The following is a 17456-nucleotide window of genomic DNA, read 5'->3' as shown; positions in this document are numbered from 1 at the left end:
CCCTTCCACCGTCTTCGCGGCCTGGTCGATCGCAGCGAGCGATTTACGGACCTGGTTACGGTCCGTCGTGTACCAGAAGTCGGGCAGTGACGCCTTGAGGTAGCTCCCGTACCGCGCCGTCGCCAGCCGCTGGTCCAGTACGGCGACCACACCGCGATCTCCCTGCGCCCGTACGAGGCGGCCGGCGCCCTGGGCCATCAGCAGGGCCGCATGGGTGGCCGCGACGGCCATGAAGCCATTGCCTCCCGCCTCCTCGACGGCCTTCTGGCGAGCGCTCATCAAGGGGTCGTCGGGGCGCGGGAACGGGATCTTGTCCATGACGACCAGCTGGCAGCTGGGCCCGGGCACGTCGACGCCCTGCCAGAGCGAGAGCGTGCCGAAGAGACAGGTCTTCGGATCGGCCGCGAAGGCCTTGATCAGCTCGCCGAGCGTCTCCTCGCCCTGGAGCAGGATCGGGTACTCGGGAATGCGGAGGCGCAGTTCCTCGGCGGCCTGTTGGGCGGCCCGCGTGGACGAGAACAGACCGAGCGTACGGCCGCCCGCCGCCTGGATGAGTTCTGTGAGCTCGTCCAGCATGTCCGCCCGGTCGCCGTCCCGCGCGGGACGCGACAAGTGCTTGGCAACATAGAGGATGCCCTGCTTCGGGTAATCGAAGGGCGAGCCGACGTCGACGCCCTTCCACTGCGGCACATCGTCACCCTGCGTGCCTTCGGGGGCCAGGCCCAGTGACGCCCCTACGCCGTTGAAGTCGCCGCCCAGCTTGAGCGTGGCCGAGGTGAGGGTGACGGAACGGTCCGCGAAGAGCTTCTCCCTGAGAAGGCTGGAGACGGACATGGGGGCGACGCGCAGGGAGGCCCCGAAACGGTCGTGGCGCTCGTACCAGACGACGTCCCACTCGGAGCCGTTGGTGATGCGCTCCGCCACGTCGTGCACGTTCTCCACGGCTGCCAGCGCCTGTTTGCGGACCGCGTCCTCGTCCTGGACGGACTTGTCGCGGGTGCTGCCGAGCGCCGTGATCACCGTACGGGCGGCGTCGCGCAGCGCCATGAGGGCGTATGCCAGGTCCTCCGGGATCTCCTCCAGACGACCGGGCAGGGCCAGCTCCATGAGCCGCTCGAAGCCCTCGGCGGCTGTCTGGAGCTGGTCGGCGGCCTTCTCGTTCACGAGCCTCGCCGCCCGCTTGACGGCACGATTGACCTGGCCCGGGGTGAGCTCGCCGGTCGCCACGCCGGTCACCCGCGAGACCAGCTCGTGGGCCTCGTCGACGATCAGTACCTCATGCTGCGGGAGGACCGGGGCACCCTCGATGGCGTCGATCGCGAGCAGCGCGTGGTTGGTGACGACGACCTCGGCGAGCTTGGCCCGCTCCCGGGCCATCTCGGCGAAGCACTCGGCGCCGTACGCGCACTTGGACGCGCCCAGGCACTCCCTGGACGACACGGAGACCTGGGACCAGGCCCGGTCGGACACGCCCGGCGTCAGGTCGTCCCGGTCGCCGGTCTCGGTCTCCTGCGACCAGTCCCGCAGCCGCAGCAGGTCCTGGCCCAGCTTGCTGCTGGGGGCGGCGGCCTCGAACTGGTCGAAAAGGCCCTCCTCCTCGTCCTGGGGCACCCCTTCGTTCAGACGATGCAGACACAGGTAGTTCGACCGGCCCTTGAGCATCGCGAACTCGGGGCGGCGGCGCAGCAGCGGGTGCAGTGCGTCGACCGTTCTCGGCAGGTCCCGCTCCACGAGTTGTCGCTGCAGTGCCAGGGTCGCCGTGGCCACGACGACGCGCTCCCCCTGCGCGAGCGCGGGAACCAGGTAACCGAGCGACTTTCCGGTGCCTGTGCCTGCCTGGACCAGCAGATGGGAGCCGTCGTCGATCGCCTCCGCGACGGCTTCGGCCATGGTCACCTGGCCGGGGCGCTCCATACCGCCGACAGCGGTGACGGCAGCGTGCAGGAGTTCGTGAAGTGAGGGCTTCGTCATAGCGCGACCACCCTACGGCTCGGCACTGACAAACGGGTGGTCGAGGCGGAGGCGAGGGGCGTGAGGGGCGGGATCAAGATCGAGTTCTCTTCGATGGGGGCAGCGGGTGGGCGGGTGTGGTTGCGGAGTCAGGTGGAAGGGGCGGGGGTGGGGAGTCGGGCGTGAGTGGTCGGGAGCGCGAGGGGGTGGCTGGGAAATCGAGTGCGGGTGGTCGAGGGTGGGCTGGGCGCGGTCTGGGAATACGGGCGCGGCTGGCTGGGAGGGACGTGGCCGGAGGGCCGGGTGGGCTCGGTCGGGGGGCCGGGCTGCCTCGGGCAGCGCTTGTTTTCGCGGGTCGGAAATTGGCTCGGCTCGACCGGGAACCGCGTCGCCGCGAGCGGTGTACCAGAAATGACGGCGTCACAGCAGATCCACATCGGATCTACATCAGATCGCGCAGCAGCCGGTCCCTGACCATGAGGGCGGCCCGCTTGTCGGGCAGGTCGACCTCGGCGGAGAACCGGAAGCCGGCGCTCAGGAACGCGGAGATGGAGGGGAAGTTGCGAAGGTCGGGTTCCGCGATGACGCGGGCACATGAAGGACGTTTGTCGAGGACGAGATCGGCGACGGCGCGAAGCAGAGTGGAGCCGAGACCTCGCCCGCGGTCGGCCACGGGACCGATGAGGAGGTGGATTCCGGTGTCATGGGGTCGGGCCGGGTAGTGGCGGGCGATGGGGTCGAGGTCCGCCCGGTAGATCTCCCAGTAGCTCATCGGGGTGCCGTCCAGCAGCCCGAGACAGGGCATGCTGCGGCCGTCGCCGTGGAGCTGGGCCCGGAGATGGCTCGCGGTCAGGGCTTCGGGGCCCGCGAGCTTCCAGTAGGAGGCCACGGCGGAGTCGTTCATCCAACGGGAGATGAGGGTGAGCTCCCGTTCGACGCGGACGCGGACGGGGACGAGGTGCAGAGTGCCCACCGAGGTGGAGACCGGCCCCCAGTCGGCGAGATGGTCGAGCAACTCGCCGTTGGCCGAAGGCACCCCCTCTTCCCCCTCGGTGCTCCCGCCGGTCGGCGCGGCGTCCTCGGCGAGGAGCGCGAGGAAGTCGTCGGGCAGGCGCAGCTCCAGCGTGTCCTCGTTGCTCGGGGCCGGGGCGGTGCCGTTGTCGGTGCTCGCGTCGGTGGGAGGCACGGCGACGCTCCTCTCAGGAGATGGGGTGGGTCATGTTCCTCGGGGCTGAAGGGAGTCGGAATTTCAGGGCTTGAGGGGAGTCGGTGTTCGCAGACGGTCGGTCAGTGATGAAGGGGGTTGGTGATGGTGACGTAGACGGACTGGGTATCGACCGGACCGACGAGCTCGTCGAGTCCGTGCAGGCGGGTCAGCAGGTTGGCCTTGCAGCGCAGGACGGGTGAGTCGAGCAGCCGGGCCGGCAGGGTTGTGTTCAACCGGGCAGGGCCGGTGGCCACATCGCTGAGGAAGTGGCGGAAGGCGGCGAGCAGCAGTCGCTCGTCGACAAGGCCCTGGGAGCCGAACGCACCGATGAGGCCGAGCACATTGTTGATGCCGAGGTAGTAGGTGAACCGCTCGTCGGTGACCTCGTCGGAGACGAATGTGTCGCTGAGCTCGCCGATGCCGGGCAGCCGGGCGTCGAGGTCGGCATGGCGGGACTCTCGGAAGTAGTAGCCCTGGTTGTCGCGGTACCGGCCGCCCACGGGCCAGCCGTCGGCGTCCAGCAGGAGCAGAGTGTTCTGCTGGTGGGCTTCGAGGGCGATCCCGGCTTCGCTGTCCAGCCACAGCACGGGCCGCACGACCTGTTCCAGATAGCGCAGGAACCACTCGACGGCGACGGCACGTCGAGGGCGACCGGTGCGCCCGGCGAGGCGGGTGACGACATCGGCGAGTCGGGACCCCATGGTGAGGCGCTGCTGAGGCGGAATGTCGGGGTGTTGGGCGAGCGAGCTGTGGATCCGCTTCGGCTGCCGTCGGTCGAGGCGCCCCTGTGGCTCAGGGATGCAACTAGCGCGGTGCTCGTGGTGCCCACCATGGGCGTATGTCTGGACGTACGGCCTCGGTGAGACGAGTCCCGCGACGCAGGACGCATCGTCTGCCGGGCCGAACGGGTTGTGGCGGATCACCACGTCCAGGCCGGGCACGGGGTCGCCGTCGGGCGCTGTGACGGCCAGCCAGGCCGGGTCCCGGACGATGCCGAAACCGGGGTGGGCCGCCTGCCACTGCTTGACCAGGCCGGTGCGCAAGAGGCGGTGGACCTCGACGCCTCGGTGCAGTTCCTTGTGAAGGTTCTCGCGACGGGAGTTGGTGATGGGCAGGCCGAGCGAGAGCTTCAGCATCGCCGGGGCGCCGGTGCGGTGGACGGTGCGGACGGAGGAGGTGGGGTGCCACGGGGAGCCGTGCGGGCCGAGGTCTCGCAGCAGGCCGGTGTCCAACAGCGCCGCGACGTCCGGGCGGTGCCTGGCCTCGCGAAGCTGCCAGGGGTGCAGGGGCAGGGCCGCGTATCCGTCGGGCAACGGCAGTCCGGTGCCCGCCAGCCGTGCGGTCAGTTGCTCGGCGGGGACGACACGGCCGCGCTCGGTCCAAGCCGAGTCGGTCGACAGAACGGAGGGAGCGATCGCCAGCCAGTGCAGAGGAAAGGAGCCACGCAACTCGGGTGAGTAGAGCCGTGCTTCGGTTTCGGAAAGTCCCTCCCGGCTCTTTGGGGTGGGATGCAGCGGATGGCCGAGGACGAGGGCCTGCTCGGCGGCGAGGAACAGGTCGGGGCCGTCTGCAGGGCTGGCCTGGCGCTCGGCGATGAACACGGCGACGCGTCGGGTGGAGTCAGCGACCCTGCCGACCAGGTCGAGTTGGCCGAACTGGTCGAGCTGGCCGATCCCGTTGGCGGTGGCAGGAGTAGGGCTGGGCGCCGCCGTGAGTCGGGGCGTATAGGGGCCCGACTCGTGTGTGTCTCGCGTGGCTGCCTCTCTGGCCAGTAGGGCCGCCACCGTCACCGCGTCGGCGGGTGGCGCGCTCTTGGGAGCGTCGGCGAGGTAGGGGAGGCCGAAGCGGTGCCAACCGGTTGGGGACCAGTAGTGGATCGGAGCGAGGAGGGTCGTACCAGTGGCGGGAAGGGGGATGCGGAGGATGCCGTCATGGGGGGATGTGAAGTCGTGTTCGCGCACCCAGCAGCGCAGCAGGTTCTCGACGGCTGCTGCCTGGGCTGCGGTGTGCGGGTCGGGGTGGTCCAGGGGGTCGGTGGAGGAAGCGGGCCAGGGCTCGGAGTTCCGGATTCCGTTCTGCCGGCGAGGGAGCGACTGGACATGCTGGACGCGGTCGTGAAGTGGCTCGGCCGGCTCAGCGGCTGTTTCGGCTTGCCGCGACCTCGCCTCGGGGTGACGGGAGTCTGGCTCAGCCTGATGCGGCACCGGCCCGGTCGGCTGGGGGCTGCGCACGGCCGACCAGGAGCGCGGCTCAGCCTGGTGGAGGCCTGGTGTGAGCTCCTGGGGCAGCGCTTCCCTGGCCGGCAGTGGGGCTTGCGCGGCGTTGGCTGCTTCCTCGTGAGTCTCGGTGTGGCCATCAGAGGTGGGGGGTGCGTTCAAGGGCGTTCCTGGAAGTGGTGGTGCGAATGGGTCGGCGCGCGGCCTTGTGAGGAGGTGGGAGACGGACTCGGTCGAGGCGTGCCTGGGGCGGAGGTGGCGCGCCGCGATGACTGGGTGATTCGGCTGGATCGGGGGCTGGTTCGGAGGTTGTGGCCTGCTCCTTGCGACCGGCGCGGCACGCCGGCTCGATGCTCAACCGCCCGGCACGCGCCCAGGACTTCCGATCCGCTCGGGCACCGAATGTCCCGGCCGCCTTGCAACCGCGGTGGCGGCCACCGAAGCGACCGCGTCCGCGAGGCGATCGAGTACGGCGTTCGTCTGTTCGTCGGTGATCGTGAGGGGTGGGAGGAGGCGTACGACGCCGGCGTGGCGCCCGCCGAGCTCGACGATCAGGCCTCGGCGGAGGCATTCTCGTTGAACCGCGGTGGCGAGGGAGGGCGCGGGCGGATGCGGGCCGGGGGCGTCCGAGGGCTGGGCCGCGTCCGGGGTGACCATCTCGATGCCGATCATCAGTCCCCGTCCCCGGACGTCGCCGACGCACGGGAACTCCCCGGCGAGGCCGCGGAGTTGGGTGAGCATGTGGGCGCCCAGGGTTTCGGCGCGCTCGGCGAGGCCGTTCTCGCGGACGTGGGCGAGGGTGGCGGTGCCGGCGGCCATGGCGAGCTGGTTGCCGCGGAAGGTGCCCGCGTGGGTGCCGGGCTGCCAGACGTCGAGGTCGTCGCGGTAGACCACGACAGCCAGGGGAAGGCTGCCGCCGATGGCCTTGGACAGGACCATCACATCGGGGACGACTCCACTGTGCTCCACCGCCCAGAAGCGGCCCGTGCGGCCCACGCCCGTCTGGCCCTCGTCGGCGATCAGCGGGATCGAGCGAGCAGCGGTGATCTCCCGCATACGGCGCAGCCAGCCGTCCGGCGCCGGAATGACGCCACCCTCGCCCTGGACGGGTTCCAGGATCATCCCGGCGGGCAGCGGGACGCCCGACGTGGTGTCGTCGAGGACGGACTCGGTCCAGCGGGCGGCGAGTTCGGCGCCGTGTTCGCCGCCGACACCGAAGGGGCAGCGGTAGTCCTGGGGGTACGGCAGGCGCGCCACCCGGACGTCGCAGGCGCCCCCGGACGCTGCGAGCGCCCCGGCGGTCATCCCGTGGTAGGCGCCTGTGAAGGCGAGCATCCCGGTGCGGCCGGTCGCGGCGCGCACCAGCTTGAAGGCGGCCTCGACGGCGTCCGTCCCGGCGGGCCCGCAGAACTGCACCCGTGCGCGGTCGGCGAGTCCGGGCGGGAGGGTGCGGAACAGCTCGGTGGTGAAGGCGTCCTTGACGGGGGTGGCCAGGTCGAGGACCTGCAGGGGGGCGCCGGAGTCGAGCACCTTGCGGATCGCCTCAAGGACGACGGGATGGTTGTGGCCAAGGGCGAGGGCGCCCGCGCCGGACAGGCAGTCGAGGTAGCGGCGGCCGTCCGCACCCTCGATCGTCAGGCCTCGCGCGCGTACCGGGACGATCGGCAGGGCGCGTGCGTAGGTGCGTGCGGCCGACTCACGCGCGGACTGCCGCCGCAGGATTCCCTCGTGTGCCGCGCGTGCCCTGTCGTGCTCCCGCTCTGTGCGCGCCGGTTCCTGCTCGTCATACCCCGGACGTGCTCGTTCGGGCTCTCGCCCCACCGGCGCCACCGCAGACTCGGTCACCGCCACGACTGCACTTCCTCCCGCTGTTCAGAGGCGAGTTGGCAGGGGGCACCGAGCACCGGCGGGTCCCCCGCACGTACCAACGACGCGGCGCGCACGGGGAAGCGGGTGAGGCGAAGATCCTTGCCGTGACGGAACCGTTGCCGTTCCATCGGATGTCCCCCACAAGGACCGCATAGTGTGTGGTGCCGTTCCGTAGGGACGCGGCTCGGCGGATCCGTACCGAGCCGCGCGTACGACCGCTACGTATGAAGAAGCAGACGTACGAAGCCGCGCGTGTCCGTGTCGGATACGTACAAGGAGGCGGAGGACGTGCGGAGGAGCCGTACGCGATCCGCTTCGGCAGCACAGAGTTCGCTCACGCCCCAGGGGGAGTTCACACCATGCGACCCATACGCCCGCTCTTCGCCGCTCGTCGTGAGGGGAGCGCGCGCCGCAGAACCTCCCCCGTGCTGGCGGCGGTCGGCCTCGCCACGGTCCTGTCGCTGACCGCCACCGCCTGCGACTCGGGGGACAGCACGGCCAGTGCCGAGGCGTCGGCCTCCGCGCAGGGCAGCGGGGGCGATGGCAAGATCCGGATCCCGGACGACATCAAGGACAAGCTCAAGGAACACGGGATCGACCTCGACAGGTGGCGGAACGGAGCCTGGAAGAACTGGGACAAGGACGACTGGCTGCGCGAGGCCGAGGACTACGTCAACCCGATCATCGAGGACCTGTGGAATCCGGACCGGATGCGGGACGCCGAGGAGCCGGAGAAGGAGGTCGACGAGAACGACCTCAGCGGTGACCAGGGCGTCACGGACCCGACGCCGCAGTCCGTCGATGCCGAGGCGGTGGCCACGAAGTACCACGACAGCGCGCCCGAGGCGGGCAAGGTGTTCTTCGACGCCCCCGAGGGCACGATGGTCTGCTCGGCGACAGTGGTCCAGGACCCGGCCAACCCGGGCAAGTCCAACCTGGTGTGGACGGCCGGCCACTGTGTGCACGCCGGCAAGTCGGGGGGCTGGTACCGCAACATCGCCTTCGTGCCCTCGTACAACGACAGCGGTCTGACGGCGTCGGAGCTGCAGACGGCCACCAAGGAGGAGGTCGCTCCGTACGGGGTCTGGTGGGGTGACTGGGCGCAGACGTCGGACCAGTGGATCGAGCAGGGCGGACAGACGGGTGGCGACGGGGCGCCGTACGACTTCGCGGTCATCCATGTGACGCCGGAGGAGGGCAGCGGCGGCAAGTCCCTTGAGGAGATGGTCGGTTCGGCGCTGCCGGTGGACTTCAACGCGCCCGCCGTGTCGCAGGTGGAGAGCATCACCGCGACCGGTTACCCGGCGGGGGCGCCGTACGACGGCGAGACGATGTACCAGTGCACGGACAAGCCGGGGCGGTTCTCGCTCGTCGAGTCCGACCCGACGATGTACCGCATCGGCTGCACCATGACCGGCGGTTCGTCCGGCGGCGGCTGGGTGGCGACCGGTTCGAACGGCGAGCCCGCGCTGGTGTCCAACACCTCCATCGGCCCGGTGAGCGCGGGTTGGCTGGCCGGTCCTCGGCTGGGCAAGGAGGCCGAGGGCGTGTACAAGGCGGTGAGCGAGAAGTTCGCGCAGTGATGACGGGCAAGCGGTGACGGCGGTGAGCAGTGGCCGTTCGGCGGCTGTCGTCGAGAGGCTGACGGGCCGTCGGTGAACAGGGGCGACAGCGCCTGGACGGATGGAGGCCGGGTGGCGCACGGAAATCTTCGCCGCACGCCCTCCGCCGGTCCCCCAGCGCCCCCGCATAGTGGGCGTGACACACGGTTAGTTCCGACGGGGGTCGAGAACCATGCGTTTCTCACATCGGCGATGCCACCTGCTCGCCGCCACCGGACTCATCACTTGCCTCGCGCTGACGGCGACCGCCTGCGGCTCGGGCGACGGCAGCGCGAGCGACAGGCCCGGCTCAGCCGCGTCCCGCACCGCCGACAAAGACGGTGACGGCATCCCCGACGTCCTCGCCGACAAGCTCCAAGAGCTCGGCATCGACGTCGACGACTGGAAGGACGGCGGCTGGAAGAACTGGGACAAGGACAAGTGGCTCAGTGAGGCCAAGGACTTCGTCAACCCGGTGATCAAGGATCTGTGGGACACCGAGCGGATGCGCGGGGCCGAGGACCCGGCGAAGACGATCTCGGCCCAGGACGCCGCCGCCGACCGGGGCATCAGCGATCCGACGCCCGCACCGGTCGAGGCCAAGGCCGAGGCGACGCCGTACCACGAGAGCGCGGGGCCGGTCGGCAAGATCTTCTTCGACTCCCCCGAGGGCTCGATGGTCTGTTCGGGCACGGTCGTGTCGGACGTGAACCATCCGGGGAAGTCCAATCTCGTATGGACCGCCGGCCACTGTGTGCACGCGGGCAGCGGCGGTGGCTGGTACCGCAACATCGTGTTCGTCCCGGCCTACAACGACCTCGGGAAGTCCGAGGAGGAGCTGGCCGCGGGTGCTGCCGCCGAGGAGATCGCCCCGTTCGGCCAGTGGTGGGCCGACTGGGCCGCGACCTCGGACGAGTGGATCGCCGGCGGCTCCGAGGAGGGCGGCGCCGGCGCGCCGTACGACTACGCGGTGCTGCACGTGAAACCGGAGTCGGGTTCCGAGTCCCTGGAGGAAGCCGTCGGTACGGCCCTCGACGTGGACTTCTCGGCGCCGTCCGCGACCGAGGTCGACGCGATGGGCGCCTGGGGCTACCCGGCGGCCCCGCCGTACAACGGTCTGAGCATGTTCCGGTGCATCGACAGGCCCGGGCGGCTCTCCCTGGACCCGACCCTGCCGACCATGTATCGCATCGGCTGCACCATGACCGGCGGTTCGTCCGGCGGTGGCTGGTTCCACATGGTCGGCGGCGAGCCTCGGCTCGTCTCGAACACGTCGATCGGCCCGGCCGACGACACATGGCTCGCGGGACCACCGTTGGGCGAGGGCGCCAAGGCGTTGTACGACGACATGAGTGCGTCGTACGGCGGTCAGTGAGCGGAGGCGGTCGCCGCTGCCGCAATGCTGCTCCGGTCAGCGGCGGGCCGGTCGCGCAGTTGATCGGCGTGGTCGATGAGTCGGTCGAGGCGGATGGCAGGTGTAGGCGCGCGATGTGTCACCGAAGAGGGCGAGCGGCGTCTCAAGCACTGGTCGCCTCCCGAACGAGGTTCGTGTGGCCGGGGTTCGCCTGGCCTGCCGGGCCTGCAGGCTCCGCCGGGTTCGCCGGGTCCACCGGGCCTGCAGGCTCCGCCGGGTTCCCCGTGGAAGTGGCCGCAGGGCCGGCAATGGCAGCGGTCCCGTGGGACGAGCGGTACAGCCGGTCGGCGATGTCCTGGACATGGATGGCTTCGGCGGGGGTCACGGGCACCGGGCCGCGGCCGAGGCAGGCGTCGACGAAGGCCGCGGTCTGTCGCCGGTGGGCAAGTTCGTGGTCCCAGGGCTCGCCCGGCAGGACCAGTCGGGTGTGACCCGGGGCGGGCGGGTTCGGGTGGGACAGCAGCAGTGGAAAGACCTCCAGACCTCCCTTGTCGCCCAGCAGCCGTACCCGGATGATCTCCTCGTCGGCCGGTTGGGCGGCGTACGAGGTGGCGATCGTCAGGGACATGCCGTCGCGGTACTGGACGAGGCCGGTCCACTTCGTTCCGGCTCCTCCACGCCGGCTGATCAAGCCCTCGACGCCATCCCGCACTCCCTCTCCTCGCCCCAGGACCCGGTCGGGTGTGACGCAGAGCGTGTCAATGGCCTCGGGGAAGCCGGTGAGCCACATGGCGAGGTCGAGGACATGGACGCCGATGTCGATGAGCGGGCCACTGCCGGCTCGGGCGCGATCAACGTGGCAGCCCCGGTCGGAGGCACCGCTGCGACGCATCGCGGTGAGTTGGACGTCGTAGATCTCGCCGATCTCACCGGTGTCGATCAGGCCGCGCGCCGTGCGTGCCTCGGTGAGGTGGCGGTAGGGGAACCCGAAGGTCAGGACCCGGTGTTCGGCCGCGGCGACGGCGGCCATACGGGCCACGTCGGCGGCGTTCGTGGCGGCGGGCTGCTCGCAGAGCACATGGCAGTCGGCCCGGAGGGCCGTGATCGCCAGCGGGGCGTGCAGGTGGGGCGGAGTGCAGATGCTGACGAGGTCCACGTCCGTGGTGGCGAGCATCTCGTCCAGGGAGCTGAAGACCTCGCGTACACCGAACCGGCGGGCCATGGCCCGGGCTCTGTCGTGGTCGGGGTCGACCACGGCGACCAGGTTCACTCGGCTGTCGGCGACATAGGCGGCGGTGTGGTGGGAGGAGGAGATACTTCCGCAGCCGACAATGGCTGCCCGGAGATTCACCACGGTGAATACCCTTCGGCGATGCGGCGGCCGGTGACCAAGGGCCCGCTGGCCCGGCCGGGAGGCGGTCCTTTCTCCCGAATGCTCGCAACGCCGGATCAGCGACGTCCAATAGATTCGTTCATGCCCGGATGGAATGTTTGCCTCCGATCCGGTTGCGACAAAGAGCGAGCAAACACCGCAGAAACCATTCGGCGCCTTTCCCGTCCAAGCAATTCAACCTGTGACTCGACCTGTGATTCGACAGCCAATTACAGCGGAAGGTCAGCAAAAGGCAGCCGGAAGGCCGATGGAAGCCAGCGAACGGGTCAATTCGGGTTCATCGAACCGGGTCACATCCGACCCCGGATCGATCTTCTACTCACTTCCCGCCCGAATATCGCCAGCACCCTCGGCCGGACCATCACCCGAACCGTCGTCCGAATCCCCGCGCGAACCATCGCCCGAACCGCCGCCCGAATCTCCATCCGACACCCCGCTCGATTCCACGTTCGACGCAGCCGCCTCCGCCGCCGTCTCCGTGCAGGCCGTGACGAAGTCGGCGACCACCTGGCGGCCGTCGGACGCGCGCCAGGCCACGGCGACCTCCGTGGGCGTGATCTTGTCGATGGGCCGGCAGACCACTCCGGGGCGGGGGTAGAAACGGGCGGTCGAGGCGCCGGTGAGGCAGAGCCCGAAGTTGTTGGCGATGGCTTCCATCCACTCGTCGGTGGTGTTCACCTCCGCACCGATGACCACGGGATGTCCGTCGCGGTGGTCGAGGGCCAGCCAGAAGTCCCGCCAGACACCGGCCTCCGCGGGTACGGCGACGAACGGCTCGTCCAACAGTTGTTCGAAGCGCACCACGTCCTGTCGGGCGAGTGGATGCCCGGCAGCCATGAGGACCCAGCGGTCCTCGGTGAACAGCACCTGTGTACGAATCCTCGATGCCCCCTGTGGCAACGGCGGTCGTACGAGGGCCACGTCGACGTCGCCGCCCGCCAGCCCGGCGGTGGGGTCGGCCCACGGCGCCTGGGTCATCACGACCCGCCAGTCCGGGCGGATCGCGGCGAAGGCGGCGAGGATCCGGGGGGTCAGTTCATTGGCCGCGTTGGCGATGAACCCGACGCGCAGGGTCCGTTCCTCCGTCGCCGCCGCCTCCTTGGCCACCCCGAGCGCCCCCTCCCAGTCCGCGAGGAGCCGTCGCACTCCGGGGAGCAGCGCGCGGCCGGCGGCGGTGAGGGTCACGGAACGGCTGGAGCGCTTCAGCAACGGCAGACGGAGGTTCCGCTCCAGCTGTTCGATCTGTTTGGAAAGCGCGGGTTGCGTAATGTGCAGGCGCTGCGCCGCGCGGGTGAAGTGAAGTTCTTCCGCCACCGCGACGAAGGATCGCAGCAAGCGCAGATCCACATCCATGCCGAGAGGTTATCAACGAATCTATTGGACAGGATGCGCCCCGCACTGCCACATTCGAATGGCCGCGCCGGACGGCGAATGAGCTGGTCGCCGCGCCAGACGGCGTATGAGCCAGAAATGGAAAACCAGTACGAGTCCGAGCGATCCACCTATAGATCCGACAGCCGATCCGGCGTCCGATCACACATGCGATCCGGTCGCCTATTCGACAATAGACCCGACTGCCGATCCGATAATCGACCGGCTGCCGGTTTCGGCAGTCCATCCGGCTGCCGGTTCGACAATCGGTCCGGCTGCCGGTTCGACAATCGGTCTGGCTGCCGGTCCGACGCTCGGCCCGGCACTCCGCGCGATCCGATACCGGGGTTTCTCATGACCAATGACCGGGCGATGAACCGCAAGCTGCTCGTCAGTGTCTTCAATCCGCAAGAGGCCCGCGAGGCCGTACTCGGGGGCGGAAGAATCATCGACAGCGAGGATCCCCGCAGCGCCCTCGGCAACATCAAGCCGCAGCAGATCATGGCGATCAGCGACGCGGTCCTGGGCTTCCGACGCGATCTGGAGGTCCAGCTGTCCACCAATATCGGTGAGGACCAGCTGCTGTTCGACCGTTCCGGGACCGGGGCGGCGATCCAGAAGTCGGCGTACGAGATCGCCGGCAAGGCCTCCCAGGCAGCGCTCGGGGTGGCGGTGTCCATGGGGACCCGGGTGCACCCCTGCGGCATCGTGAAGGTCGGCCTGGACGGCATGGAGACCGGTCTGCTCACCGATGTGCTGCACGAGTGCGTGCAGACCCTGCGGCGCACCGAGGGGTTCTCGCACACCCAGGTGATGTCGGTGCTGTTCGCCCAGGACCTCGACCTGTGGGAGAAGCGCCGCTCGGTGCCCGGGGTCCGCTCGGCCCTGGTGAGCCTGCGCGAGTTCCACCCGTGCGAGCCCGACGCCGAGAACGGGTTCGACCTGACGCGGTTCGCGGCCGGGACGCTGCGCGACGAGGACGGGAACTTCCTGTTCACCGACCCGGCCCAGGTGGACCTGGAGGCGCTGATCGACCACGGAGTCCTGCCCGAGGGCACCCGCCACACCACCGTCGCCCTCAACGAACTGTTCCCGCACGCCCGTTACGGCCTGACCGGGGACCGCGCCGCCCGGCGCACCGACCGCGAGGCGATCGCCCGCATGGTCGACGCGACCGTGCGCGCCGGTGCGGGCGCGATGATGCTCGACACCAGCGTCCTGCTGAAGGTCGCCCGCGTGGGACTCGTCGCCACCGAGCGGAGCCCGGGCATGACCGACTTCAACTCCCTGGACGTCGACGAGACGTCCGGTCTGAAACGACGGGGCATCCTCAGCCTCGACGACATCAGGTTCTTCGTCGACTACTGCCACCACCGCGGCATCGAGGCCAACCTCGCCGGCTCCGTCACCAGCTACCAGGCCCAGCAGCTCTGGCGGCTGATCCCTGAGGTCGACCAGATCTCCACCCGGGGCGCCGCCTCGGCCGTCGCGCAGAACCCGTACCGGCCCGACGGCGAGGGCGAGGACTCCCGCCGCGACCGGGTGATCGTCCACAGACTGGTCCGTGGACTGGTCCCGCCGGAGCAGGGCGGCTATCTGTGGTTGCCGCAGGAGATGAAGCCGCGCTCCACGGAGGCCGTCCGCGAGGTGCTGGACCGCTTCCCCGGGCTCAGCGGGCACTGGGCCGACAAGTACGGACGCCTGACGCCCTTCGGCTGACGGCCACGCCGACCGGCGCCACGCGCCCCTCAGACTCCATCCCACCCGGCGACGCCCATGTGCCGCTCCGACTCCATCCCACCGGCGCCATGGCACCCAGACGGCTCAGCTCCATCCACCCGGGCACGATGCCACCCGGCTGGCTCCGCCCCACTCACCCGACCGACTCCGCCCCACCCACCCGGGCACCACGCCACCCAGCCAGCACCGCCCCCACCCACCCGGGCACCGCCGCGCCCATCCGACGCCCCGCGCCCAGCCCGACCCGACCCGGCCCGCCCCATCCGACCGACTCCCACACCACCAGACCGGCCCCGCCCCACCCATCCGCACCGAACACCTCAGCAAGGAGCGTGATCCCATGCCCGACCTGATCCCGCCCACCGGCCCCGGGCCTCGTGTGCCCGTGTTGCCCGCCGGACGGACCGAGGCGCGGGTCCGGACCGAGCTCGACAGATCGATCCGGGACTGGGGCATCCCGAGCAACCTGTTCCGGACGATGGCGTGGCTCCCCGGCCTCGCGCTGACCGAGGTCGAGTACGCCAACTCCTTCATCTTCGACGCCCCCAGGTACGCGCCCACGCCCCGGCCGCCCGGCGACCCCGCCGGAGAGAGCGTCCTGTTCCCGCAGGGCGGCTTCGTGGACCGGGTGACGAAAGAACTGGTCATCAACCTGGTAAGCCTGCTCAACCGCAGCCGCTACTCCCTCACCCACCACAGCTACATCGGGTACGAGGTGCTGCGCGCCCAACTCCCGTACTGCGACCCGGCGCAGCGGGCGGCGCGCGCCGAGGAGATGCTGTTGCGCCTCGTGGACTCGGCGGGCCGGCCGGACTGGGAGGACCGCACGTTCACCTGGGAGGGGGTCACCGATCCCCTCTACACCGTGCCCCAGCAGCACTGTCTGCGGCTGGCCGAGGCGATCCAGCGGGACCCCCACTCGGTCACGGACGAGCAGTTCGCGGCCCTGCGTGAGGTGCTGCGGGGTGTCGCGGCCGAGAACATCACCAAGGGGCCGCTGGCGGAGGCGCCGGGCACCGGCACGCAGGCCTATCTGGACGCATGGGTCAACGCCATGACCGTCGAACTCACCTGGTGCATCGCGCACTTCGACGGGCTGCTCAACTCCTGGTTCACCGTTCTGCGGGTGATGGACGAGAACGGCACCGAGGACGAGCTCGGCGGCGACTTCGTCGCCACCTACAACGCCGGTGTCCCGGACCGGATCAAGGTACGCAACAACAACCTGCTCGGCCCGACGGGCTGGGGAAGTTGAGGACACCATGCCCGAAGACCCGACCCTGCCGAGCACCGACGCAAGCACGACCACCGACACCGGCGCACCCATCGACGCAAGGCAAACCACTGACACAAAGCCGGCCCCCGGCAACGGCCCGACGGCCGACACCGGCCCAACCACCCACACCGACCCGACCACCCACACCGACCCGACCACCGACACCGACCCGACCACCCACACCGACCCGACCACCGACAGCGGCCCAACCACCCACACCGACCCGACCACCGACAGCGGCCCAACCACCCACACCGGCCCAACCCCCCACGCCAGGACGACCACCCCCGCCAGGACGACCACTACCGGGACAGCAGATCCCCCGACCCCCACGGCCGGCCCCGCGGCCACGCCTACGGCCGTCCCCACAGCGACCGGCCACCCCGTCCCCGGCCGCCCCATCATCCGCTTCACCTGGCACACCGGCGACTGGTTCGACGTCTTCGAGAAGCATGTCGCCCTCATCCAGTCGGACATCGCCCGGGCCCAGGCCGAGGACCGGATCGTCGTCTATCTGAGCTGCCCGATCAGTTCACGCGGCGGTGGTCACTTCCGAACCAACACGGAGATCGCCCACTTCGTCACCCGGCGGCTGGCCGCCGAGTGGGGCGAGCGGTTCTTCGTCGTCAACCCGGCCGCGTACCAGTTGGAGTCGAAGGAGGGCACTGGCCTGGTCACCCGGCATATCGCCGAACTCGCCCGGGAGACCGGACGGCCGCTGACCCTGGCCGGACTCATGGCCGCCGCCCGGCCGACCGGCGGCGACTACATGCGCATGTGGACCCGGGTCCTCGCCGAGGACGACTACCTCACCGACCCGCCCGGCCCGCCCCCTCGCCAGAAGCTCCAGCTCGGCGGCCTGTTCGACGCGTTCTACTTCCTCGGCCCCGACGACGTGCACGGGTTCTTCCGGGCCGACTCGGGCGGGAGTGGTTCGCTGGTGGCCGGGGTGGAGGCCTACTTCGCCCGCAAGTACGCCATCGACCCGGACTTCTGGACCGACTTCGGCACCGTCGTGGGCCCGGACGGCTCCCGCCGCTCACTGGATCTCACCGATCCGGAGGACGCGCTGGTGTGGGAGGCCCGGCGCAAGGAGTTCGTGCGCTTCTACACCGTGCGCGCGGGCGGCTCGTACAGCCTCAGCTGCCACGACGAGTGGAACATCTTCGTCCGGCTCAACAGAGAACGGGCCAGGCATCCCGCCTACGGCCCCGGTGAACTGATCGCGGCCTACTACGGCGGACGGGCCCGCTCCATGGCCGAGACCGAGACGGAGACCTCCCCCGGCTACGAGGTCACGGACGACCCCGGGACCGTATGACAGGGGGACGGACGGTCTGTGCGGGCACCCTCTGCGTCGGCGTCCTGCTCATGCTGATCGCGATCGTCCTCGCCGCCGAGACCAAGTCCCTGCTCCTCGGCGAGTCCGCCGGCGCCGAAGAGGTCGAGAAGATCGCGAAGGCCGTCGTCGACGGCGAC

Annotated in this window: 11 protein-coding genes and 1 pseudogene; 6 read left to right on the top strand and 6 right to left on the bottom strand. The window is 70.0% G+C overall.

Features of this window, described 5'->3' with window-relative positions:
* The 4 genes from STRIP9103_RS08230 to STRIP9103_RS08215 all read right to left on the bottom strand — a co-directional run.
* A partial coding sequence (locus tag STRIP9103_RS08230) for an ATP-dependent DNA helicase (RefSeq protein ID WP_009303285.1) occupies nt 1–1971 on the bottom strand: 1971 nt, incomplete at its 3' end.
* A 421-nt stretch (nt 1972–2392) separates the two neighbouring features.
* Nucleotides 2393–3136 carry a GNAT family N-acetyltransferase gene (locus tag STRIP9103_RS08225; protein ID WP_009303294.1) on the bottom strand — a complete coding sequence of 248 codons (744 nt, stop codon included), beginning with the start codon at nt 3134–3136 and terminating at the stop codon, nt 2393–2395.
* Nucleotides 3137–3237: 101 nt separating this feature from the next.
* Entirely contained in the window at nt 3238–5361 is a 2124-nt protein-coding gene (locus tag STRIP9103_RS08220) for an IucA/IucC family protein (protein ID WP_009303273.1), read from the bottom strand.
* 366 nt (nt 5362–5727) lie between these two features.
* Complete coding sequence (locus STRIP9103_RS08215; RefSeq protein WP_009303271.1) at nt 5728–7224, bottom strand: diaminobutyrate--2-oxoglutarate transaminase family protein; 1497 nt, start codon at nt 7222–7224, stop codon at nt 5728–5730.
* A 377-nt stretch (nt 7225–7601) separates the two neighbouring features.
* On the opposite strand from STRIP9103_RS08215, the gene STRIP9103_RS08210 reads away from it, so the two are divergent.
* Together STRIP9103_RS08210 and STRIP9103_RS08205 are read left to right on the top strand one after the other, a co-directional pair.
* Complete coding sequence (locus STRIP9103_RS08210) at nt 7602–8825, top strand: trypsin-like serine peptidase (RefSeq protein WP_086019237.1); 1224 nt, start codon at nt 7602–7604, stop codon at nt 8823–8825.
* A 211-nt stretch (nt 8826–9036) separates the two neighbouring features.
* Nucleotides 9037–10218: a trypsin-like serine peptidase gene (locus tag STRIP9103_RS08205; RefSeq protein WP_009303269.1), complete on the top strand. Its 1182-nt coding sequence runs from the start codon at nt 9037–9039 to the stop codon at nt 10216–10218.
* A 142-nt stretch (nt 10219–10360) separates the two neighbouring features.
* Here the strand turns inward: STRIP9103_RS08205 and STRIP9103_RS08200 are convergent, their stop codons facing one another.
* The gene (locus tag STRIP9103_RS08200; protein WP_009303274.1) at nt 10361–11551 is read right to left on the bottom strand and encodes a Gfo/Idh/MocA family protein; all 1191 of its coding nucleotides are present in this window, start codon (nt 11549–11551) and stop codon (nt 10361–10363) included.
* A gap of 354 nt (nt 11552–11905) precedes the next feature.
* Nucleotides 11906–12943 carry a LysR family transcriptional regulator gene (locus tag STRIP9103_RS08195; protein ID WP_009303276.1) on the bottom strand — a complete coding sequence of 346 codons (1038 nt, stop codon included), beginning with the start codon at nt 12941–12943 and terminating at the stop codon, nt 11906–11908.
* Nucleotides 12944–13315: 372 nt separating this feature from the next.
* On the opposite strand from STRIP9103_RS08195, the gene STRIP9103_RS08190 reads away from it, so the two are divergent.
* The 4 genes and pseudogenes from STRIP9103_RS08190 to STRIP9103_RS48825 form a co-directional block, all read left to right on the top strand.
* Nucleotides 13316–14680, top strand: a complete 1365-nt coding sequence (locus tag STRIP9103_RS08190; protein ID WP_158696857.1) for a (5-formylfuran-3-yl)methyl phosphate synthase — start codon at nt 13316–13318, stop codon at nt 14678–14680.
* 361 nt (nt 14681–15041) lie between these two features.
* A complete protein-coding gene (locus STRIP9103_RS08185; RefSeq protein WP_009303282.1) occupies nt 15042–15956 on the top strand; it encodes a carboxymuconolactone decarboxylase family protein in 915 nt (304 codons plus the stop codon).
* A gap of 7 nt (nt 15957–15963) precedes the next feature.
* A complete protein-coding gene (locus STRIP9103_RS08180) occupies nt 15964–17298 on the top strand; it encodes a hypothetical protein (RefSeq protein ID WP_009303284.1) in 1335 nt (444 codons plus the stop codon).
* A 23-nt stretch (nt 17299–17321) separates the two neighbouring features.
* A pseudogene (locus STRIP9103_RS48825) lies at nt 17322–17456 on the top strand (cation diffusion facilitator family transporter); the annotation flags it as partial.

The sequence above is a fragment of the Streptomyces ipomoeae 91-03 genome (assembly GCF_000317595.1).
Taxonomy (GTDB): Bacteria; Actinomycetota; Actinomycetes; order Streptomycetales; family Streptomycetaceae; genus Streptomyces; species Streptomyces ipomoeae.
The sequence above is the reverse complement of the archived record's forward strand: the minus strand, read 5'-3'. Positions and strand labels throughout refer to the sequence as shown.

Excerpts from the sequence above, each read along its gene's own strand:
- STRIP9103_RS08205 (WP_009303269.1), top strand. The coding sequence starts at position 9,037 with ATGCGTTTCTCACATCGGCGATGCCACCTGCTCGCCGCCACCGGACTC.
- STRIP9103_RS08210 (WP_086019237.1), top strand. The coding sequence starts at position 7,602 with ATGCGACCCATACGCCCGCTCTTCGCCGCTCGTCGTGAGGGGAGCGCG.
- STRIP9103_RS08190 (WP_158696857.1), top strand. The coding sequence starts at position 13,316 with ATGACCAATGACCGGGCGATGAACCGCAAGCTGCTCGTCAGTGTCTTC.
- STRIP9103_RS08195 (WP_009303276.1), bottom strand. The coding sequence starts at position 12,943 with ATGGATGTGGATCTGCGCTTGCTGCGATCCTTCGTCGCGGTGGCGGAA.
- STRIP9103_RS08185 (WP_009303282.1), top strand. The coding sequence starts at position 15,042 with ATGCCCGACCTGATCCCGCCCACCGGCCCCGGGCCTCGTGTGCCCGTG.
- STRIP9103_RS08180 (WP_009303284.1), top strand. The coding sequence starts at position 15,964 with ATGCCCGAAGACCCGACCCTGCCGAGCACCGACGCAAGCACGACCACC.